Source organism: Pseudomonas sp. Irchel s3a18 (assembly GCF_900187535.1).
Classification (GTDB): domain Bacteria; phylum Pseudomonadota; class Gammaproteobacteria; order Pseudomonadales; family Pseudomonadaceae; genus Aquipseudomonas.
The window spans coordinates 64,515-85,299 of the sequence record NZ_FYDV01000019.1; the positions used below are offsets into that span (position 1 = coordinate 64,515).

At 60.9% G+C, this 20,785-nt stretch carries 20 protein-coding genes; 16 read left to right on the forward strand and 4 right to left on the reverse strand.

Features of this window, described 5'->3' with window-relative positions; all coding sequences use genetic code 11:
* Positions 1-8: 8 nt before the first annotated feature.
* The 14 genes from hscA to CKW29_RS21580 all read left to right on the forward strand — a co-directional run bounded on the left by hscA (position 9) and on the right by CKW29_RS21580 (position 13,886).
* A complete protein-coding gene (gene hscA, locus CKW29_RS21515) occupies positions 9-1,871 on the forward strand; it encodes a Fe-S protein assembly chaperone HscA (protein WP_095149081.1) in 1,863 nt (620 codons plus the stop codon).
* Between the two features lie 2 nt (positions 1,872-1,873).
* Entirely contained in the window at positions 1,874-2,215 is a 342-nt protein-coding gene (fdx, locus tag CKW29_RS21520; protein ID WP_095079940.1) for an ISC system 2Fe-2S type ferredoxin, read from the forward strand.
* Positions 2,216-2,229: 14 nt separating this feature from the next.
* Entirely contained in the window at positions 2,230-2,430 is a 201-nt protein-coding gene (gene iscX / locus CKW29_RS21525; RefSeq protein ID WP_007941386.1) for a Fe-S cluster assembly protein IscX, read from the forward strand.
* Between the two features lie 90 nt (positions 2,431-2,520).
* Entirely contained in the window at positions 2,521-2,946 is a 426-nt protein-coding gene (gene ndk / locus CKW29_RS21530; protein WP_007916882.1) for a nucleoside-diphosphate kinase, read from the forward strand.
* Between the two features lie 28 nt (positions 2,947-2,974).
* Entirely contained in the window at positions 2,975-4,123 is a 1,149-nt protein-coding gene (gene rlmN, locus CKW29_RS21535) for a 23S rRNA (adenine(2503)-C(2))-methyltransferase RlmN (RefSeq protein WP_095147106.1), read from the forward strand.
* A gap of 12 nt (positions 4,124-4,135) precedes the next feature.
* Complete coding sequence (gene pilW, locus CKW29_RS21540) at positions 4,136-4,894, forward strand: type IV pilus biogenesis/stability protein PilW (RefSeq protein WP_095147105.1); 759 nt, start codon at positions 4,136-4,138, stop codon at positions 4,892-4,894.
* A complete protein-coding gene (locus CKW29_RS21545; RefSeq protein ID WP_095147104.1) occupies positions 4,894-5,916 on the forward strand; it encodes a RodZ family helix-turn-helix domain-containing protein in 1,023 nt (340 codons plus the stop codon). The genes pilW and CKW29_RS21545 overlap by 1 nt, the downstream gene beginning before the upstream one ends.
* A gap of 3 nt (positions 5,917-5,919) precedes the next feature.
* Positions 5,920-7,029, forward strand: a complete 1,110-nt coding sequence (ispG, locus tag CKW29_RS21550; protein ID WP_095147103.1) for a flavodoxin-dependent (E)-4-hydroxy-3-methylbut-2-enyl-diphosphate synthase — start codon at positions 5,920-5,922, stop codon at positions 7,027-7,029.
* 22 nt (positions 7,030-7,051) lie between these two features.
* On the forward strand, positions 7,052-8,341 hold the full coding sequence (hisS, locus tag CKW29_RS21555) for a histidine--tRNA ligase (protein ID WP_095079953.1): 1,290 nt from the start codon (positions 7,052-7,054) through the stop codon (positions 8,339-8,341).
* A 40-nt stretch (positions 8,342-8,381) separates the two neighbouring features.
* Complete coding sequence (locus CKW29_RS21560) at positions 8,382-9,023, forward strand: tetratricopeptide repeat protein (protein ID WP_095147102.1); 642 nt, start codon at positions 8,382-8,384, stop codon at positions 9,021-9,023.
* Entirely contained in the window at positions 9,016-10,167 is a 1,152-nt protein-coding gene (gene bamB, locus CKW29_RS21565; RefSeq protein WP_095147101.1) for an outer membrane protein assembly factor BamB, read from the forward strand. Before CKW29_RS21560 ends, bamB begins: the two co-directional genes overlap by 8 nt.
* Positions 10,168-10,303: 136 nt before the next feature.
* On the forward strand, positions 10,304-11,767 hold the full coding sequence (der, locus tag CKW29_RS21570) for a ribosome biogenesis GTPase Der (protein WP_095147100.1): 1,464 nt from the start codon (positions 10,304-10,306) through the stop codon (positions 11,765-11,767).
* Between the two features lie 191 nt (positions 11,768-11,958).
* On the forward strand, positions 11,959-13,107 hold the full coding sequence (locus CKW29_RS21575; RefSeq protein WP_095149082.1) for a pyridoxal phosphate-dependent aminotransferase: 1,149 nt from the start codon (positions 11,959-11,961) through the stop codon (positions 13,105-13,107).
* Entirely contained in the window at positions 13,095-13,886 is a 792-nt protein-coding gene (locus CKW29_RS21580; protein ID WP_095149091.1) for an amidohydrolase, read from the forward strand. The genes CKW29_RS21575 and CKW29_RS21580 overlap by 13 nt, the downstream gene beginning before the upstream one ends.
* Before the next feature lie 93 nt (positions 13,887-13,979).
* On the opposite strand, the gene leuA is transcribed toward CKW29_RS21580, so the two are convergent.
* The 4 genes from leuA to CKW29_RS21605 all read right to left on the reverse strand — a co-directional run bounded on the left by leuA (position 13,980) and on the right by CKW29_RS21605 (position 19,178).
* Complete coding sequence (gene leuA / locus CKW29_RS21585) at positions 13,980-15,659, reverse strand: 2-isopropylmalate synthase (RefSeq protein ID WP_095147097.1); 1,680 nt, start codon at positions 15,657-15,659, stop codon at positions 13,980-13,982.
* Between the two features lie 331 nt (positions 15,660-15,990).
* On the reverse strand, positions 15,991-16,812 hold the full coding sequence (locus tag CKW29_RS21595; RefSeq protein WP_095147095.1) for a M23 family metallopeptidase: 822 nt from the start codon (positions 16,810-16,812) through the stop codon (positions 15,991-15,993).
* Positions 16,813-16,815: 3 nt separating this feature from the next.
* Positions 16,816-18,195, reverse strand: a complete 1,380-nt coding sequence (xseA, locus tag CKW29_RS21600) for an exodeoxyribonuclease VII large subunit (protein WP_095149083.1) — start codon at positions 18,193-18,195, stop codon at positions 16,816-16,818.
* Between the two features lie 77 nt (positions 18,196-18,272).
* Complete coding sequence (locus tag CKW29_RS21605; protein ID WP_095149084.1) at positions 18,273-19,178, reverse strand: LysR family transcriptional regulator; 906 nt, start codon at positions 19,176-19,178, stop codon at positions 18,273-18,275.
* 102 nt (positions 19,179-19,280) lie between these two features.
* Between CKW29_RS21605 and CKW29_RS21610 the strand changes: the two genes are divergently transcribed.
* Positions 19,281-20,048 (forward strand): sulfite exporter TauE/SafE family protein, encoded by a 768-nt coding sequence (locus CKW29_RS21610; RefSeq protein WP_095147092.1) that lies wholly within the window; start codon positions 19,281-19,283, stop codon positions 20,046-20,048.
* 89 nt (positions 20,049-20,137) lie between these two features.
* Positions 20,138-20,686 carry a sugar ABC transporter ATPase gene (locus CKW29_RS21615; RefSeq protein WP_095147091.1) on the forward strand — a complete coding sequence of 183 codons (549 nt, stop codon included), beginning with the start codon at positions 20,138-20,140 and terminating at the stop codon, positions 20,684-20,686.
* Positions 20,687-20,785 lie beyond the last annotated feature (99 nt).

Genomic DNA, 20,785 nt, shown 5'->3' on the forward strand with positions numbered 1-20,785 from the left:
TGATAACGATGGCCCTACTGCAGATCGCCGAACCCGGCCAAAGTCCTCAACCGCACCAGCGTCGCCTGGCTGTGGGGATTGACTTGGGCACTACCAATTCGCTGGTCGCTGCATTGCGCAGTGGTCTTTCCGAACCTCTGGCCGACGCCGCCGGGCAGGTCATCCTGCCGTCTGCGGTGCGCTATCACGCCGACCGTGTCGAGGTGGGCGAGTCCGCCAGGCTGGCGGCCGCTGCCGATCCGTTGAACACGGTATTGTCGGTCAAGCGCTTGATGGGTCGTGGTCTGTCCGACGTCAAGCAGCTGGGCGAGCAACTGCCGTATCGCTTCGTCGACGGCGAGTCGCACATGCCGTTCATCGACACCGTGCAGGGGCCGAAAAGCCCGGTCGAAGTCTCCGCCGACATCCTCAGGGTGCTGCGTCAGCGCGCCGAGGCGACCCTGGGCGGCGAGCTGGTCGGTGCGGTCATCACCGTTCCGGCCTATTTCGACGATGCCCAGCGCCAGGCCACCAAGGACGCGGCCAAGCTGGCCGGTCTGAACGTGCTGCGCTTGCTCAACGAGCCAACCGCGGCGGCGGTGGCCTATGGTCTGGACCAGCATGCCGAAGGCCTGGTCGCTATTTATGACCTGGGTGGCGGCACCTTCGATATTTCGATTCTGCGCCTGACCGGCGGTGTGTTCGAGGTGTTGGCCACCGGTGGCGACAGCGCCCTGGGTGGCGATGACTTCGACCACGCGATTGCCGGCTGGATCATCGAGTGCGCCGGTCTGTCCGCCGATCTTGATCCGGGCACGCAGCGCCACTTGCTGCAAATCGCTTGCGCGGCCAAGGAAGCCCTGACGGACGCCGCGGTGGTCGAAGTCGCTTACGGTGACTGGAAAGCCGAACTGACCCGTGAAGCTTTCGATGCGCTGATCGAGCCCATGGTCGCTCGCAGCCTCAAGGCTTGCCGCCGTGCCGTTCGCGACTCCGGTATCGAACTGGATGATGTGCATGCGGTGGTGATGGTGGGCGGTTCGACCCGCGTTCCCCGTGTGCGCCAAGCAGTGGCCGAGGCGTTCGGTCGTCAGCCGTTGACCGAAATCGACCCGGATCAAGTGGTGGCCATCGGTGCCGCGATCCAGGCGGATACCCTGGCGGGTAACAAGCGCGATGGCGGCGAACTGCTGCTGCTTGACGTGATTCCGTTGTCCCTTGGGCTGGAAACCATGGGCGGCCTGATGGAGAAGGTGATTCCGCGCAACACCACCATCCCGGTCGCGCGGGCCCAGGACTTCACGACCTACAAAGATGGCCAGTCGGCCATGATGATTCATGTGCTGCAGGGCGAGCGCGAGCTGATCAGCGATTGCCGCTCGCTGGCGCGCTTCGAGTTGCGCGGTATTCCGGCCATGGTCGCGGGTGCGGCGAAGATTCGCGTGACCTTCCAGGTCGACGCCGATGGCCTGCTCAGCGTTTCGGCTCGTGAGTTGGGTTCGGGCGTCGAGGCGAGCATTCAGGTCAAGCCGTCCTACGGTCTGACCGACGGCGAAATCACCCGCATGCTCAAGGACTCGTTCCAGCACGCCAATGACGACAAAGTCGCCCGTGTGCTGCGTGAGCAGCAAGTCGATGCCCAGCGCTTGATCGAAGCGGTGCAGGGCGCCCTCGATGCGGACGGCGATCGTCTGCTCGACGCCGAAGAACGCATGGTCATCGAACTGCAGATGCAAGAACTGGCCGAGTTGATGAAAGGTACCGATGGTTATGCCATCGAGCAGCAGACCAAGCGTCTGTCGCAAGTGACCGATGCTTTTGCTGCCCGCCGCCTGGACTCGACGGTGAAAGCCGCTCTGGCGGGGCGCAACCTGAATGAGATTGAGGAATAACGATGCCGCAGGTCATTTTTCTGCCACACGAAAAGTTTTGCCCGGACGGCATGGTTGTGGAGGCTGAGACCGGTGTGTCCATCCTCGAACTGGCTCATGAGCACCATATCGAGATGGAAAGTGCCTGTGGCGGCGTCTGCGCCTGCACCACCTGCCACTGCCTGATTCGCGAAGGCTTCGACTCTCTGGAAGAGGCTGACGAGCTGGAGGAAGACTATCTTGATAAGGCCTGGGGGCTGGAAGCCGTGTCGCGCCTGGCCTGTCAGGCTAAGGTCGGGACCGAAGACCTGACTGTCGAAATCCCGAAATACTCGCTCAACCATGCTGCCGAAGCGCCGCACTGATTCAAGGAATTGTCATGAGTCTTAAATGGGTTGATGTGCTGGAAATCGCGATCCAGCTGGCTGAGTCCAAGCCGGATGTGGACCCGCGCTACGTGAACTTCGTCGATCTGCACCAGTGGGTGCTGGCATTGCCGGAGTTCAGTGATGACCCCACCCGCGGTGGCGAGAAGGTGCTTGAAGCAATTCAAGCGGCCTGGATCGAAGAAGCCGACTGAACGCACCGTACGCCGTTAGGCAATACCAAAGAACCCGCGTATAATTCGCGGGTTTAATTTTTCGCAAATTACCGTTTCTGGAGTTACACCATGGCTGTTCAACGTACTTTCTCCATCATCAAGCCTGACGCTGTTGCAAAAAACGTTATCGGCGAGATCACCACTCGTTTCGAAAAAGCTGGCCTGCGCGTTGTAGCTTCGAAACTGAAGCAACTGTCCAAGGCTGAAGCTGAAGGCTTCTACGCTGAGCACAGCGCTCGTGGTTTCTTCGGCGACCTGGTTGCTTTCATGATCTCCGGCCCGGTTGTTGTCCAGGTTCTGGAAGGCGAAAATGCTATCGCTCTGAACCGTGAGCTGATGGGCGCTACCAACCCTAAAGAAGCAGCTGCCGGCACCATCCGTGCTGACTTCGCTGATTCCATCGACGCCAACGCTGTACACGGTTCGGACTCCGAAGCCGCTGCTGCTCGCGAAATCTCGTACTTCTTCGCAGCTACTGAAGTAACCACTCGCTAAGCATTGGCTTAAGAGTGAAGGTGAATCCATGACTACATCGACTGTTAAAACTAACCTGCTGGGTCTGACTCAGCTGGAAATGGAAAAATTCTTCGACTCAATCGGGGAGAAGCGTTTCCGTGCCGGTCAGGTAATGAAATGGATTCACCACTTTGGCGTCGATGATTTCGACGCCATGACGAACGTCAGCAAGGCCTTGCGCGAAAAGCTCAAGGTCGTTGCTGAAATTCGTGGTCCCGAAGTGGTCAGCGAGGACATTTCCAGCGACGGCACCCGTAAGTGGGTGGTGCGCGTGGCGTCCGGCAGCTGCGTCGAGACCGTGTACATTCCCCAGGGCAAACGCGGCACCTTGTGCGTTTCGTCCCAGGCAGGCTGTGCCCTGGACTGCAGTTTCTGCTCCACCGGCAAGCAAGGCTTCAATAGCAACCTCACCGCCGCCGAAGTCATTGGCCAGGTGTGGATTGCCAACAAATCCTTTGGCAGCGTCCCGGCAACCGCCGACCGTGCCATCACCAACGTGGTGATGATGGGCATGGGTGAGCCGCTGCTGAACTTCGACAACGTCGTGGCCGCCATGCATCTGATGATGGATGACCTGGGCTACGGGATCTCCAAGCGCCGCGTGACCCTGTCCACCTCGGGCGTGGTGCCGATGATCGATGAGCTGTCCAAGCACATCGACGTCTCCCTGGCGTTGTCTCTGCACGCACCCAATGACGCATTGCGTAACCAATTGGTGCCGATCAACAAGAAGTATCCGCTTAAGATGCTCCTCGAGTCGTGCCAGCGCTACATGTCGTCCCTGGGCGAAAAGCGCGTGCTGACCATCGAGTACACCTTGCTCAAGGACATCAACGACAAGGTCGAGCATGCGGTTGAAATGATCGAGTTGCTCAAGAACATCCCGTGCAAGATCAACCTGATCCCGTTCAACCCGTTCCCGCACTCCGGTTACGAGCGTCCGAGCAACAACGCCATCCGGCGTTTCCAGGATCAACTGCATCACGCAGGCTTCAACGTCACCGTGCGTACCACACGCGGCGAAGACATCGATGCGGCCTGTGGTCAATTGGTAGGACAGGTGCTGGATCGCACCCGTCGTAGCGAACGTTATATTGCCGTGCGTGAGTTGAGCGCCGACAGCGATATCGCGCAAGACGCTGCGAATCGTACCTAAGAGAGGATCTCTATGTCCCTGCGCGTTGCGCTGCTCTTGCTGTTTGCCAGCCTGTCGGCTGGCTGTGTTTTGTCGGGTGACTTCGATCCGATGAAAACCAGCAAGGGCCGTGACGAGGCGCGCACTGCCTACGTGCAGTTGGGCATGGGGTATCTGCAACAGGGCATGACCGAGCAGGCCAAGGTGCCGCTCAAGAAGGCCCTGGAGCTCGATGGTTCGGACGCCGAAGCCAATGCTGCCCTGGGCCTGGTGTTTCAGGCCGAAATGGAACCTGAACTGGCTGACCAGCATTTTCGCAAGGCCCTGGCAGCCCGCCCGGATGATGCGCGTATCCTGAACAACTACGGCAGCTTTCTCTTTGAAGAGAAACGTTACAAGGAAGCTTACGAGCGCTTTGAGCAAGCTGCCGCCGATAGCCTTTACCCTGGACGTTCGCGGGTGTTCGAGAACCTGGGCATGACCGCCGCGATGCTGGGGCAGCGCGACCTGGCCCGGCAACAGCTGGAAAAAGCCCTGCGCCTGAATCGTCAACAACCCCGTGCATTGCTGGAAATGGCTGAGTTGTCCTTCGAAGACAGGCATTATGTGCCGTCGCGTGACTATTACGACCGTTTTAGCCTGCTAGCCGAGCAAAATGCACGTAGTCTATGGCTCGGCGTTCGGCTGGCCGACGTGTTCGACGATCGTGACAAGGCCGCCAGTTTAGGCCTGCAATTAAAACGACTCTATCCCGGTACACCGGAATATCAGCAATACCTGTCGGAGCAATGATGAAAGCGGCGCATCCCGAAGTTGTAGCAGCGACTCGCGTAAACCCTGGCCAGACCCTGCGTCAGGGGCGTGAAAGCAATGGTTGGTCGCTGAGCGAAGTGGCTCTGAAGCTCAATCTCACTGTGATTTCCCTGAGCAATCTGGAAGCCGGCGCGTTCGACAAGCTGCCAGGGCACACCTTTGCCCGTGGCTATATCCGCGCTTACGCCAAACTGCTCGACATGGACCAGGCCGTCCTGGTTCAACAATTCGACCAGCACACCGGCACCGATGCCAAAGGCAGCAACGTACACAGCCTGGGTCGCATCGAAGAGCCAAGCCGCGTTTCCCACACCATTTTGCGCATTGTCAGCCTGTTGTTGCTGATCGCCGTCGTGGGTGGCGGTTTTGTCTGGTGGCAGGATCAAACCTCGCTGCGCACCAAGGATTTGATCGGCTTGAACCCGGAACATGTCGAAGTCGAAGGCGCCGATGGCACCACGCAGATCCACCCGCTCGACGAGCCGGAAGATCAGGCGGTGGCACAAGCCCAGACCGAAAGCACCACGCCGCTGGAGTTGCCTGAGGCCGCAGCAACTGCCGAGGTCCAGGAAAACACCCAGGTACCGGCCCAGGCAGCCCCGGTCGTGACGCCGGCCGCTCCGGTTGTCGTGGCGCCTGTGACACCAGCCGCCCCGGTCGTGGCCGTCGCCGCCGTTGCTCCGGCGCCTGTCGCGCCAGCCCCGGTAGCTCCGGTAGTCCCTGCTGCCCCGACGGTAGCACCGACTGCTCCGGTAGCCGGCGCCGGTCAGGTGCGGATCCAGTTCGTGGCCGACTGCTGGACACAAGTCACCGATGGCAACGGCAGAGTGCTGTTGAGCGGTCTCAAGCGTAAAGGCGAGGCCGTCGACCTCAGCGGCAAGCCACCCTTTGCAGTACGCCTGGGCTTTGCCCGTGGCGCGCAGATCAGCTACAACGGGCAAGCGGTCGATGTAGCTCCGTTCACCAGTGGCGAGACTGCTCGCCTGAAGTTGGGTCAATAAGTCATGCACGGCGAATCTCCAATCAAACGTCGCGAATCCCGCAAGATCTGGGTCGGTTCGGTACCGGTGGGCGGTGATGCGCCTATCGCTGTGCAGAGCATGACCAACAGCGATACCAACGATGTGGCCGCCACCGTGGCCCAGATCAATCGCCTGGAAGCGGCTGGCGTCGATATCGTGCGGATTTCCGTTCCGGACATGGATGCCGCCGAAGCCTTCGGTCGCATCAAGCAGCTGGTCAAGGTGCCATTGGTTGCCGACATCCACTTCGACTATCGGATCGCCTTGCGCGTCGCCGAACTGGGTGTCGATTGCCTGCGGATCAACCCGGGCAACATCGGTCGTGAAGACCGTGTGCGTGCGGTGGTCGATGCGGCCCGCGACCGCGGGATCCCGATCCGTATCGGAGTGAACGCCGGTTCCCTGGAAAAAGACCTGCAAAAGAAATATGGCGAGCCAACCCCGGCCGCGCTGGTGGAGTCGGCCTTGCGTCACGTCGAGCACCTTGAACGCCTGAATTTCCAGGACTTCAAGGTCAGCGTGAAGGCCTCCGACGTGTTCATGGCCGTTGAAGCCTACCGTCTGCTGGCCAAGGAAATCGTGCAGCCACTGCACCTGGGGATCACCGAAGCCGGCGGTTTGCGTTCAGGCACAGTGAAATCCGCCGTGGGCCTCGGTATGCTGCTCGCCGAAGGGATTGGCGATACTATTCGCATCTCGTTGGCGGCCGACCCGGTCGAGGAAGTGAAGGTCGGCTACGACATTCTCAAATCCCTGCACCTGCGTTCCCGTGGTATCAACTTCATCGCCTGCCCGAGTTGCTCGCGGCAGAACTTCGATGTGGTCAAGACCATGAACGAACTGGAAGGGCGCCTCGAGGATCTGCTGGTGCCGCTGGATGTGGCGGTCATCGGTTGCGTGGTCAACGGTCCTGGTGAAGCCAAAGAGGCCCATATCGGCCTGACCGGCGGCACGCCGAACCTGATTTATATCGACGGCAAGCCGTCGCGGAAACTGACGAATGAAAATCTCGTGGATGAGCTTGAACGCTTGATCCGCGAGAAAGCGGCCGAAAAGGTCGAAGCTGACGCAGCGGTCATCGCTCGCGGCTGATCGAACGAATTAAGGAATTTTTGTGAGCAAGTCTCTACAAGCCATTCGTGGCATGAACGACATCCTGCCCGAACAGACCCCGTTGTGGCGTCATTTCGAAGGTACCGTCTCGCGTCTGCTGGATAACTACGGTTACAAGCAGATCCGCATGCCGATCGTCGAGTTCACCGAGCTGTTCAAGCGCTCCATCGGTGAAGTGACCGACATCGTCGAAAAAGAGATGTACACCTTCGAGGACCGCAACGGCGACTCGCTGACCCTGCGCCCCGAAGGCACGGCGGCCTGCGTGCGCGCGGTGCTGGAGCATGGCATCACGGGCGGTGGCCAGGTGCAGAAGCTCTGGTACATCGGCCCGATGTTCCGCCATGAGCGTCCACAGAAAGGCCGTTATCGCCAGTTCCACCAGATCGGCGTTGAAGTCTTCAACCTCGATGGTCCGGACATCGATGCCGAGCTGATCGTGCTGACCTGGCGCCTGTGGGGCGAGCTGGGCATCCGTGACGCGGTCAAGCTCGAGCTCAACAGCCTGGGTACCAGCGAATCCCGTGGTCGTTATCGCGAGGCCCTGGTCGAGTACCTGTCGGCCCGCCTGGACCAACTGGACGAAGACAGCCAGCGCCGCCTGAAAACCAACCCGCTGCGGGTGCTCGACACCAAGAACGCCGATACCCAGGCGGTACTGGTTGATGCGCCGAAGATGGCCGACTACCTCGACGAGGAGTCGCGCGCTCACTTCGAGGGCCTCAAGGCTCGCCTGGACGCCGCCGGCATTCCTTACGTGATCAACCCGAAGCTGGTGCGCGGGCTGGATTACTACAGCAAGACCGTTTTCGAATGGGTCACCGATAAGCTGGGGGCCCAGGGCACTGTGTGCGCGGGCGGCCGTTACGACGGCCTGGTCGAGCAGATGGGCGGCAAGCCGACCACGGGCGTTGGTTTCGCCATGGGTATCGAGCGCCTGGTGCTGCTGCTGGAAACCCTGGAGCAGATCCCGCAGGAAATCTCCCGTCAGGTCGATGTCTATCTGTGCGCCTTCGGCGAAGCGGCCGAGCTGGCCGGCCTGACCTTGAGCGAGCGGGTGCGTGACCAGTTGCCCAACCTGCGCCTGCAAGTGAATGCCGGCGCCGGTAGCTTCAAGAGCCAGTTCAAGAAAGCCGACAAGAGCGGTGCACTGTACGCACTGATCCTGGGTGACGACGAAATGGCCCAGCAAGTGGTAGGTTTCAAACCCCTGCGTGGCCAGGGCGAACAACAAAGCATTGCCTGGGATGCGCTCGCCGCTCACCTGGCCACCTGCGTCGTGCAGGGTTGAAGCTGTCCAACAGCCGATTTAGCGAATAAGGAGTATTGGGGTGTCGAGTACCGAAGATGAACAACTGGCGGATTTGAAGGACTGGTGGACGCGCAACGGTAAACCCCTGGTCACTGGCGGCCTGTTGGCGCTGGTCATCGTGTTCGGCTGGCAGGCGTTCCAGAAGTATCAGGGCAACCAGTCGCAAGGCGCCTCGATGCTCTATCAGCAATTGCTGGAAACCACGCTGACCCCGGACGGCAAGCCTGACATGGCCCGTGTCGCGGACCTGTCGAACAAGCTCAATAGCGAGTTCGGCGGCACTGCCTACGCGCAATACGGCAGCCTGTTCGTGGCGAAAGTCGCGGTCGACAGCGGCAAGCTCGATGACGCTGCACGCGAACTCAAGGCCGTTGCCGACAAGCCGGCCAACGCAGCCCTGGGTGAAGTGGCGCGTCAGCGTCTGGCTCAGGTGCTGGCTGGGCAGAGCAAGGTCGATGAGGCCCTGAAACTGCTTGAAGGCGATGCGGACAAAGCATTCCTGGCCACTCGTGAAGAGCTCAAGGGTGACCTGCTGGTCCAGTTGGGCCGTACCGACGAAGCCCACGCGGCGTATCAAAAAGCCAAGGCGGCGCTGTCGGATGAAGCAGCGGTAGGCGGCCTGCAAATCAAACTGGACGACCTGGCCAAAGGGGATGCGTGACGTGATCCGTTGGAAACATGCAGCATTGCTGGCTCTGGCCGTTCTGGCCGCGGGTTGCAGCAGCAACAGCAAAAAAGAACTGCCACCGGCGGAGCTGGTCGACTTCAAGGAAGAAGTGGTCCTGCAAAAGCAGTGGAGCCGTTCGATCGGTGACGGTCAGGGCGAAACCTACAACATGCTGGTGCCGGCAATCGACGGCAATACCATCTATGCCGGCGATGTCAGCGGCGTGGTCGTGGCGATGGATCGCGGCAACGGTGACGTCAAGTGGAAAAAGGATCTTGAACTGCCTGTTTCCGGCGCCGTCGGCGTGGGTTACGGTCTGGTAATGATCGGCACCCTCAAGGGCGAAGTGGTCGCTTTGGACGCCATCAACGGCGAAGAAAAGTGGCGCGCTCGTGTGACCAGCGAAGTGCTGGCGCCGCCTGCGAACAACGGTGACGTGGTGGTGGTGCAAACCCAGGACGATCGCCTGATCGGCCTGGATGCGGCCACTGGCAACCAGCGCTGGTTGTATGACAGCACACCGGCCGTACTGACCCTGCGTGGCACCAGTGCGCCGATCGTGACCAATCGCCTGGCGCTGGCCGGTCTGTCGACCGGTAAAGTCGTGGCGCTGAACATCTCCAACGGCGTGCCGGTGTGGGAAACTCGCGTCGCGATCCCGCAAGGTCGTTCGGAACTCGATCGCGTGGTCGACATCGACGGTGGCCTGCTGTTGTCTGGCGGTACCCTGTACGTCGCCAGCTATCAGGGTCGCGTTGCGGCGCTGGACATGGAGAGCGGTCGCCAGCTCTGGCAGCGTGATGCTTCCAGCTATGCCGGTGTCGCCCAGGGTTTCGGTAACGTCTATGTGAGCCTGTCTTCAGGCACGGTTGAAGGCGTCGACGAACGTTCCACCACGGCCTTGTGGAGCAACGATTCGCTGGCCCGCCGTCAATTGTCGGCTCCGGAAGTGTTCTCCAGCTACGTTGCAGTCGGTGACCTGGAAGGTTACCTGCACCTGCTGAGTCAGGTGGACGGTCGTTTCGTCGGCCGTGAACGCATCGACAGCGACGGCCTTCGTGCCCGTCCGCTGGTGGTGGGTGACACGATTTATGTGTATGGCAACAGCGGCAAACTGGAAGCCCTGACCATCAAGTAAGGACTATGCTTGGGGTTAATACCCCAGGCAGCCCCGGATTTCCGGGGTTTGCAGCGCTTGCAGGCGCTGCCCCGAGCACCAGCCGCTGCCTCGCAGCGGCTTTTGTATTTTCTGAAATAACGAAGTGGAGAGCCGCATGGTTCCCGTAATCGCCCTGGTGGGCCGACCGAACGTCGGTAAATCCACCATGTTCAACCGCCTGACCAAAAGCCGCGACGCTATTGTCGGCGACCTTTCCGGTCTGACCCGTGATCGCCAATACGGTGAGGCAAAGTGGCAAGGGCGCTCCTACATCCTGGTCGACACCGGTGGTATTTCCGGTGATGAACACGGCATGGACGAAAAGATGGCCCAGCAGTCGCTGCTGGCTATCGAAGAAGCCGATGTCGTTCTGTTCCTGGTAGACGCCAAGGCTGGCTTCACCGCCGCCGACCAGATGATTGCCGAGCACTTGCGCAAGCGCAACAAACGCTCCCTGCTGGTGGCCAACAAGATCGACAACATCGATCCTGAAATGGCCCGTGCTGAATTTGCTCCGTTGGGCATGGGCCACGCCATTGGTGTTGCCGGTGCGCAAGGTCGCGGTGTGAACACACTGCTGGAAGCCGCCCTGAGCGAATTCCCGCGTGACACCGAAGAAGAGGACCTGAACGCCGACGTCGCCGAAGGCGAAGAAGCGGTGCGCATTCCTGGCCCAAGCGAAAAAGATGGCATCAAGATCGCCATCATCGGTCGCCCGAACGTCGGCAAGTCGACCCTGGTCAACCGCATGCTCGGTGAAGACCGGGTAATCGTCTATGACCAGCCCGGCACCACGCGCGACAGTATCTACATCCCGTTCGAGCGTAACGAGGAGAAGTACACGCTGATCGACACCGCCGGTGTGCGCAAGCGCGGCAAGATCAACGAGGAAGTTGAAAAGTTCTCGGTGGTCAAGACCCTGCAAGCGATCAAAGACGCCAACGTGGTGATCTTTGTGATGGACGCCCGTGAGGGTGTGGTGGACCACGACCTCAACCTGCTGGGCTTTGCCCTGGAAGCCGGTCGTGCCATCGTTATCGCCTTGAACAAGTGGGACGGCATGACGCCGTCGGAACGTGACTTCGTGAAGGTCGAGCTGGAGCGTCGGCTGTTCTTCGTCGACTTCGCCGACATCCACTTCATCTCGGCACTGCACGGCACTGGCGTGGGTAACCTGTACCAGTCGGTACAGAACTCGTTCAAGTCGGCGATCACTCGCTGGCCGACCAACCGCCTGACCCAGATCCTCGAAGACGCCGTTGGCGAGCACGCGCCACCGATGGTCAACAACCGCCGGATCAAGCTGCGTTACGCCCACTTGGGTGGTGCCAACCCGCCGTTGATCGTGATCCACGGTAACCAGGTCGAGAAGGTTCCGAACTCTTACGTCCGTTACCTGGAAAACACCTACCGTCGTGTCTTGAAGCTGGTTGGTACGCCGATCCGCATCGAGTTCAAGGGGGGTGAAAACCCGTACGAAGCCAACAAGAACACGCTCACCGACCGTCAGGTCAACAAGAAGCGTCGCTTGATGTCGCACCACAAGAAAGCCGACAAGAAGCGCCGTGATAAAAGGTAAAAGGGCAGTTGCAAGCTGTAAGCTGTAAGCGGCAAGTGAAGAGCTTGCCTGCTTCAACTCTGTAGCTTGTAGCTCGCACCGACACCAAGAAAGGGTCCTTTTCGGGGCCCTTTTTTGTGCCTGGCGGTTTGACGCTTGACCGCTTGCAGCTTGTCGCTTGAAACTTGCAGCTCACCTGCAGGGGCCCACCGATGATCACCAGCAAGCTGCCAAATGTCGGCATCACCATCTTCACCCAAATGTCTCAGCTCGCGGCGCAGACCGGTGCGCTGAACCTGTCCCAGGGATTTCCCGATTTCGATGGCCCGCAGGCCCTGCGCGATGCAGTGGGGCGGCATATTGCCAGTGGCCACAACCAGTACTCACCCATGACCGGCCTGCCGGTGCTGCGCGAGCAAGTGGCCGCGAAGATTGCCCGCAGCTACGGTGCCAGGGTCGATGCCGACACCGAGGTGACCATCACGCCCGGTGCCACCCAGGCGATCTTCTGCGCCATTCAGGCGGTTATCCACAGCGGCGGCGAAGTGATCGTCTTCGACCCGGCCTACGACAGCTATGAGCCTTCGGTGGAACTGGCGGGCGGGCGTTGCGTGCATGTGCAGCTTGGGGTGAAGGACTTTGCCATCGACTTCCAGAAGTTGCGTGAAGCGTTGAGCCCGCGCACGCGCATGATCATCCTCAACTCGCCGCATAACCCCAGCGGTGCACTGATCTCCCGTGCCGAGCTGGATCAACTGGCCGAGCTGATCCGCGACCGCGACATCTATGTGATCAGCGACGAGGTATATGAACACCTGGTGTTCGATGGCGTGCCCCATGTCAGTGTCCTGGCCCACGAAGAGCTGTATCAGCGCGCCTTTGTGGTCAGCTCGTTTGGCAAGACCTATCACGTTACCGGCTGGAAGACCGGTTATGTGGTCGCGCCACCGGCATTGACCGCGGAACTGCGCAAGGTGCACCAGTACGTCAGTTTCTGCGGTGTCACACCGTTGCAGTACGCCTTGGCCGACTACATGGCCGAGCACCCGGAGCATGTCGAGGAGTTGCCGGCGTTCTATCAGGCCAAGCGCGATCTGTTCTGCGATTTGCTCCTGCCTTCGCGTTTCAGCTTTACCAAGGTTGCCGGCACTTATTTCCAGTTGCTCGACTATTCCGCGATTCGCCCGGACCTGAACGACGTCGACATGGCGATGTGGATGACCCGCGAGCACGGTGTGGCGGCGATCCCGGTGTCGGTGTTCTACCAGAACCCACCACAGGAACAGCGTCTGGTGCGCCTGTGTTTTGCCAAGCGAGAGGAGACCCTGCGTGAGGCAGCGGAAAAACTATGCGTGATCTGAGTACCTTGCCCAATCTCAATGTTGCGTTGATCCAGACCACGCTGGCCTGGCATGACCGCCAGGCCAACCTCGAGCATTTCGAACCGTTGCTGGAGCAGGCACGCGGTGCGGACCTGATCATCCTGCCGGAGATGTTCACCACTGGTTTCTCCATGGAGTCAGAGACCCTCGCCGAAGCGGAAAACGGCCCGACCAGTAAATGGTTGCGGGCTCAGGCGGCGAAACTGGGCGCGGTGATCACCGGCAGTGTGATTGTCCAGGCCGCCGATGGCAGTCATCGCAACCGGCTATTGTGGGCGCGACCGGACGGCGAGGTCTGGCACTATGACAAGCGCCACCTGTTCCGCATGGCGGGCGAGCACAACCATTTCACCCCGGGTGAGCGTCAGGTGCAGTTCGAACTCAAGGGCTGGCGGGTGCGTCCACTGATTTGCTACGACCTGCGCTTCCCGGTCTGGAGCCGTGATCCACACGACACCGACCTGTTGCTGTACACCGCCAACTGGCCGGGAGCCCGGCGTCAGCACTGGAACCGTTTGTTGCCGGCGCGGGCGATCGAGAACCTGTGCTACGTGGCAGCGGTGAACCGTGTTGGCACCGATGGCAAGGGCTTTGCCTATACCGGCGACAGCCAGGTGCTGGATTACCAGGGCGAGACGCTGCTCAGCGCCGGCGAGGCCGACGGGGTGTTCAAGGTGGTGCTGGATGCTGCCGAGCTAGCCGCTTACCGCACACGGTTCCCGGCTGATCTGGATGCCGATACCTTCGCGTTCACTTGAGAGTCTTGTTGCCTGACAGGCAACGCAAAATAGAAAGCCAACAAAAAGGCCCCGAGGTTCACACCCCGGGGCCTTTGCGCTGTGGCTATCGTGTTACGCCGCTTTGGCCTGTGGCTGGCTCAGGGAGCGGTTCAGGGCACTGAACAGGGCCTTGAAGCTGGCGGTGGTGATGTTTTCATCGATGCCCACGCCGTGCACTGCACGTTCGCCGTTCACACGCAGCTCGATGTAGGCCGCTGCCTTGGCATTGGTGCCCGCGCCGATGGCGTGTTCGTTGTAGTCCATGATTTCCACCGGGATCGGCAAGCCGGCCACCAGGGCTTCCAGGGCACCGTTGCCCTTGCCGCGCCAGTGCAGGTTGGTTTCGCCCTGGCCTTTGCTGGAAACTTCCACTTCGACCGAGCTATGGCCGTTCTCTTCCTGCAGGCGATGGCTGACCAGCGCGTACGGGGTGTTGGCCTGCAAGTACTCGCTGTGCAGCAAGGCGTGGATCTGCTGAGCCGTCATCTCGAGGCCCAGGCGATCGGTTTCGCGCTGGACCACCTGGCTGAACTCGATCTGCATGCGGCGTGGCAAGTTGATGCCGTATTCCTGTTCCAGCAGGTAGGCGATACCGCCTTTGCCGGACTGGCTGTTGACGCGAATCACGGCCTCGTAGCTGCGGCCGATGTCGGCCGGGTCGATCGGCAAGTACGGCACTTCCCACAGGGCGTCCGGTTGCTGCTGGGCGAAGCCCTTGCGGATGGCGTCCTGGTGCGAGCCGGAGAATGCGGTGTGGACCAGGTCACCGACGTACGGGTGACGTGGGTGAACCGCAATCTGGTTGCACTCCTCGACGACCTTGCGCACGCCGTCGATGTCGGAGAAATCCAGCTCAGGGTTGACGCCCTGGGTGTAGAGGTTCAAGGCCACGGTGACCAGATCGACGTTACCGGTGCGCTCGCCGTTGCCGAACAGGCAGCCTTCGACGCGGTCGGCGCCGGCCATCAAGCCCAGTTCGGTGGCCGCAACGCCAGTGCCACGGTCGTTGTGGGTGTGCAGGCTGATGATCACGCTGTCACGACGGTTGATGTGACGACCGAACCACTCGATCTGGTCGGCGTAGATATTCGGTGTAGCGCACTCAACGGTGGCGGGCAGGTTGAGGATCATCTTGTGTTCGGGGGTCGGGTTCCAGACCTCGATCACGGCGTCGCAGACTTCCTTGGCGAACTCGAGCTCGGTGGCGCTGAAGGTCTCCGGCGAGTACTCGAACGTCCATTCGGTTTCCGGCTGCTGGGCGGCATATTTGACGAACAGCTTGGCCGCGCTGACCGCGATTTCCTTGACGCCGTCCTTGTCCTGGTTGAAGACGATCCGGCGGAAGGAAGGGGAGGTCGCGTTATACAGGTGGACGATGGCCTTTTTCGCCCCGCGAAGGGATTCGAAGGTGCGCGCAATCAGGTCTTCACGGCCCTGGGTGAGCACCTGAATGGTGGTGTCGTCCGGGATGTGGCCGTCTTCGATCAAGGTCCGCACGAAGTCGAAGTCGGTTTGCGAGGCCGCCGGGAAGGAAGCTTCGATTTCCTTCACGCCCACCGACACCAGGGTTTTCCAGAAGCGCAGCTTCTTCACCGCGTCCATTGGCTCGATCAGCGACTGATTGCCGTCGCGCAAGTCGGAACTGCACCAGATCGGCGCGGCGGTGATGGTCTTCGACGGCCAGGTGCGATCCGCAATGTCGATGGTCGGGAACGCGCGGTATTTGGAAGACGGGTTTTTGAGCATGCTCATCTGGGAAGTCCTTATTCTGTTGGCCGAAAAGTGGCGGCCTGCCGGTGGATCAAAAATACGTGGGATAAAACCGGGGGCGAGGCACTGCGATTCAGCCCGGCAGTCGTGCGCTGACGAGGCACAGGCTGCGGTGCTGGCGAAGCTGAATGAGGGTGTGAGAGGTTTTCATGCCTTCAACCCTAACCGCGGCGAGGAAGGATGGCAAGCAGTCGAAAAACTTTGAGAGGAATACTCGAAAAGTCGTTATTGGCGAGATTTTATTCGTGGATTATGTGGAAATGTTGTTGGGTATTGCGCAGACCGTTCGTCATGCGCAATCCCTGTGGGCGGGTTATGGCTGGAACGCGCCAATGAATATCGCCGGGTCCACGCGGGCGTCGTTCAGGCTGACGTTCCAGTGCATGTGCGGTCCGGTGGCGCGGCCGGTGGCGCCGACTTTACCGACGACACCGCCGCGGGCCAGCTGCTGGCCGACCTTCACGTCGATTTTCGACATGTGGCAGAACATGCTGATAAAACCCTGGCCGTGGTCGACGAATACCGTGTTGCCGTTGAAGAAGTAGTTGCCGATCAGGATCACCTTGCCGCCTGCCGGGGTCTTGATCGGGGTGCCGGCGGGTACCGCGAAGTCCAGCCCAGCGTGGGGGTTGCGCTCTTCGCCGTTGAAGAACCGGCGCACGCCGAACTTGCTCGACAGCGGCCCGTTGACCGGTTTGTCCAATAGCAGGTTGCTCGGAATGTTCGGGCTGAAGGTGCGGTAGGCGCTGAGCTGCTCGGCCAGTTCACCCTCGATGCGCTTGAGATTGGTCGGGTTCGGGTTGACCTGCTGCGTGTTCTTCAGGGTGATGCGTTGTTCCGGGTACTGCTTGGTACCGACGCTGAAGCTCAGGGTGCGGCCACCGCTGCTGATTTGCTGGGTACCGGGTTTGACCGTCAGGGGCACGCCGACAATCGCCAGCCAGTTGTTCTGCTCCTTGACCACCAGCACCGGTTTGCCCTGGTAACTGGCCTTTGGCGCCTGGGCCGAGGTGCCCAGGTCGAGCACCGCAACGCCTCCGGGAACCGGCTTGTTCAGCAAGCGGGTGATGTAGCTGTCGGCGTGGGCGTTGACGGTCAGGCACAGCACAAAGAGAACACTGAAAAAACGCGGCATGGATCAATCCAGTAGAGAAAGGGTGACAGGCGTCAGATGGTTGTCTTCGACCCGGACCTGCAGTTCGCCTTCGCCCAGCCTGGCTTTCAGGCGTTGGCCGTTCTGGGTTTGCGCGGCGCTGCGGATTGCATTGCCGCGCTCATCCAGCAAGATGGCGTAACCACGGCCCAGGGTGGCGAGCGGGCTGACCACGTGCAGGGTTTGCATCTGGGTCTGCAGGTGCAGGTGTCGTGCCTTGAGGCCTTCGCGCATCGCACGCGGCAGGCGTTCGGCGAGGCTGTCCAGGCGCTGGCGCAAGAGCGCCAGTTGCCGCCCCGGGTGCTGCCCGGCGAGGCGGGTTTCCAGGCGGATCAAGCGTTCGCGGCGAGCCGTGAGGTTGCGCTCGAAGGCGCGGCGCAGGCGCATGTCCAGATCGTCCAGGCGCTGTGCCTGCTGACGCAGGCGTTCGCCGGGATGGCGCAAACGCCGGGCCATACCTTCCAGGCGCAAGCGGTCACGCATCAGGCGGTCGCGCATGCGCATCACCAGTCGGCGGTGCAGGCTTTCGACACGGTGCAACAGGTCGCTGGAGTCCGGTGCCAGCAGCTCGGCGGCGGCCGACGGCGTGGGGGCGCGGACATCGGCGACGAAATCGCAGATCGACACATCGGTTTCATGGCCGACGGCACTGACGATCGGCGTAACGCAGGCGTCCACCGCACGGGCCACGGCTTCTTCGTTGAAACACCAGAGGTCTTCCAGCGAGCCGCCGCCACGGGCCAGGATCAAGGCATCGAAGCCTCGGGCGTCGGCCAGCTTCAGGGCGCGGACAATTTGCCCGGTGGCTTCACGGCCCTGCACGGCGGTAGGGATCAGGGTCAATGCCACGTGCGGCGCGCGGCGGCGGAACACACTGATAATATCGCGGATCACCGAGCCGGTGGGCGAACTGATGATACCAATGCGTTGCGGATGCGCCGGCAGCGCGACCTTGCGTTCGGCGCTGAACAAGCCCTCGGCGCTGAGCTTCTCCGTCAGCGCATCGAAGGCCAGGCGCAGCGCACCGTCACCAGCCGGCTCCACGGTGTCGAGAATCAGCTGGTAGTCGCCACGGCCTTCGAACAGCGAGACCTTGCCCCGGACCTTCACCGCCAGGCCATCCTTCAGCGCCTGGCGCACCCGCGCCGCGTTCTGCCGAAACAGCGCGCAACGCACCTGGGCGCCACTGTCCTTGAGGGTGAAATACACATGGCCGGACGCCGGGCGGGCGAGGTTGGAGATTTCGCCTTCGACCCAGATGTTGCTGAACACGTCTTCGAGCAACACCCGCGCGCGGCCGTTGAGCTGGCTGACGGTCAGGACTTCACGGTCCAGGCCGAGTCTTGCAAAGGGATCTTTAATCATGGGGCGCAGTTTAAAGGCATTCGGCGATCAATCTCCATGAGTCAGCGCAAATCCCTTGTGGGGTGGGCGCTGCTCCCTCAGAAAGGTGCGCAAGACTGGGTGAAGTGTTGCGTGAACTGCTGGACCAGCGCCGTGGGATTTTGCGCAAAGGCGAGGGCGACGGTGCTCTGGCAGTCCGGATCCGCCAGGGGCAGGAAGCGGATGTTGGCTGGCGCGATGTCGCGCATCGATTCCGGCAGCAGGGCAATCCCGAAACCGGCCTGAATCAGCTGCAACTGGGTGGTTTTGCGCGACACCACGCGGGCCGCCTTGGGAAAAAAGCCCTGGCGCATGCACAACTCGGCGGATAAATAGCTGAGCCCCCCGCGCTGCGGATGGGGGATCGAGATAAAGGCTTCGTCCTTCAATTGCGCCAGATCGATGGCCTGTTCGGGATGATCGATTGCCAGTGGATGAGTGGGAGGGACGGCGAGTAATAACGACTCGCTGAACAGCGGGACAATGCTCACCCCTTCGCGCTGGCGCAGCACCGGCAGGCGTAGCAGTCCGACGTCCAGGCGGCCCTCGGCCAGCGCTTCGAGTTGTGCTTCGGAGGACAGCTTGACGATCTCCATGGAGACGCCGGGGCAATGATCCAGGTAGCCACTGATTGCATTGAGCAACCGGCCGCTCAAGGGAACGGTGCTGGAGTGGCTCAGGCGCAAGGTGCCCAATTGACCTGTGCCCACCTGGGTTGCCATGTCGCTGGCTTTGCCCAGTTCGATCAGCAGGTCTCTGGCCCGAGGGTAAAAGGCTTCGCCGGCGGCGGTCAGCCTTGGCTGGCGAGCGGTGCGTTCGAACAGCGGGGTGTTGAGTCGGCTCTCCATTTCCTTGATCTGTCGGCTCAGGGCCGACTGGGCCACGAACAATCGTTCGGCGGCAGCACTGAAGCTGCCGGTTTCTGCAATTTCGACGAAGTAGCGCAGTTGGCGGATGGAGAGCACGAGTCATGCCTTTTCGAGATGGGTAGGCGGCGCTGAAGATATTAGTCGCAAGGCTCGTCGCTGGCTAAAGTCATTTCACCTTGGACTCAGGACGTCGAACCGATGAGTGTTATCGAGTTGTTGCAGCAATGGCCGTTTGGCTCTGTGGATTGGCTGGTGATCGGCGCGGGGATTGTCCTGGCCTATATCGTGTTTGGCATCGCCGGCTTTGGCACGGCGCTGGTGGCGGGCCCGGTGCTGATTCTGTTCATGCCGTTGTCGAAGATTGTGCCGCTGCTGGTGTTGCTGGATTTCGTCGCGGCGCTCGGCAATCTGTTGCCCTCGCGCCGGGACGTGGCCAGGCCCGAACTGCTGCGCCTGCTGCCGTGCATGGCGCTGGGTTGCACACTGGGGGTGATCTTCCTGTTGAACCTCAAGTCCGACCTGTTGCTGTTATTGATGGGGCTGTTCATCAGCGTCTATGCGGTCTATAGCCTGTGGGTGAAGGCGCGGCCAGCCCGGTTGTCCGCCGTATGGGCAATGCCCATGGGCACGGTCGGCGGGATGTTTGGTGCGCTGTTCGGCAGCGGGGGCTTTTTGTATGCCATCTACCTGAACAGTCGCTTGCCCAAGGACGAAGCCCGGGCCACGCAAAGTGCGCTGATCAGTTGCAGTACGGTGGTGCGCTTGAGCCTGTTCGTGATCGCCGGGGTGTATGCCGAGCTACCCTTGTTGATGTTGGCGCTGTGTTTGTTGCCGGCCATGGTGCTGGGGCTGTGGATGGGTCGACGGTTGACCATGAAGTTGTCCCGGGAAGCCTTTGTGCGACTGGTCACCTGGCTGGTGCTGGCCAGCGGGATTGCGTTGATCGGGCGGTACCTGAGTACTTGACCTGAGCGGGGCAGGGATTATGCTGCCGACCGCCCTGGCGTCAGGTCGAATACCGCAGCACATCCTTATCAGAAGTCGCAGGCCGCCTCATGAATTCCCAAAGCATCATCGTCCCGAAAATCTCTACCCTGCCCGTGCATGAGGCCCGGGCGCGGGCGATTGTGCGGTGGCTGGTGCGCAAGAACATCATTGAGGAGGCACTCACCACCTGCGGCCGTACCGGCAATCGCATGGCCCATGCCATCGCGCCCGGCGCGCGGGCCGTGGTGCTGCATCCCGAAGCGCTGCCGTTCGGCGATCCCGTCAACGGCCTGGAAATCATCACCAAGCGCTGCATCTATACCCCGGCCAAGGGTTTTCTCGAGGAGGCCGGTTGTGCCGAATGCCGCAAGGAGATCGGCGAAGCACTGTTCGAAAGCCTTGAAGACTGGATGCCGGGCCGCACCGATAACTTCATATGCCCCGAATGCGGGCATGAAGATGACATCAATGGCTTCCTGTTTCTGCAGGAGTGCGGGTTTTCCAACCTGGGCTTTATCTTCAATAACTGGGCCGAGGCCGGGTTCAAGCAGGGTTTTATCGATGAGTTTGCCGAGTGGCTGGATTTGCCGGTGAGTTGGGTAAAAGTCGAACTTTGAATACCCGCAGGCGCAGCGTTCGGCCGCGCCGACAAAGAACGAAATCCCCGTACATCAGCAATGCGAATAATAGACAGACTTTTACATTGAGCCCGCGGG